The sequence below is a fragment of the Undibacterium sp. RTI2.2 genome, assembly GCF_035018705.1.
Classification (GTDB): domain Bacteria; phylum Pseudomonadota; class Gammaproteobacteria; order Burkholderiales; family Burkholderiaceae_D; genus Undibacterium.
Genome location: NZ_JASJXN010000123.1, coordinates 1 through 728, shown reverse-complemented (window position 1 = coordinate 728; position 728 = coordinate 1). Strand labels below are relative to the sequence as shown.

Below are 728 nucleotides of genomic sequence, written 5' to 3'. Positions count from 1 at the left end.
CCGGCCAGCACGACGGTGGTGTCCGCGATCGCCAACGGTTGTCCAGACCGATAAATCGCCTCTACCGAGGCATCCGATAGCGCGATGTCGATCGCCAGGGCAGTCTGGTTGACCGCCGCGCTGTCGGGTGCAACCAAATACATTCGAGTGGCAACGGTGCGCATTGCATTGAACTGTCCCGGGTCGAGTTCGGCGTGGCCGCCGGAGATTGAAGTAGCAAGCTTGATGGCTTCCTGACGAATATCCCAGCGCATCACCATCGGCAGGAACCAGGTGACCATTATGATCGGTCCGAGCGACCCAAAAATATAACAAACCGCATAGCCAACTGCGACGTTCGTTTGCATCGTCTTGATCAAGGCCGGGGCCAATCCAAGCTTGGCGATGGCATCACCAGCGGTGCCAATGATGGCCGACTGTGTCAGACCGCCAGCGGCGAGGCCAGCAGCTATACCGCGATCAAGGTCGAACATCCAGGCACTGAACAGTACGCACAACAATCCCGTCGCGCACATCACAAATGCCGACACCAGTTGATTTAGTGAGCGTCGGTTCAGCGCATGGAAAAACTGCGGGCCACCTTGGAACCCGACCGCGTAAATAAATAGAGCGAAGAAAATCGCCTTTATTCCGCCATTGATCTCAATTCCGAGCTGGCCTATGACAACACCCACCAGCAGAGTTCCTGCAATGCCTCCCAGAACAAAACGCCCAACCTTGATTTTGCC

At 56.2% G+C, this 728-nt stretch carries 1 pseudogene; it reads right to left on the bottom strand.

Features of this window, described 5'->3' with window-relative positions:
- A pseudogene (locus QN395_RS21370) lies at positions 1–728 on the bottom strand (aspartate-alanine antiporter); the annotation flags it as partial.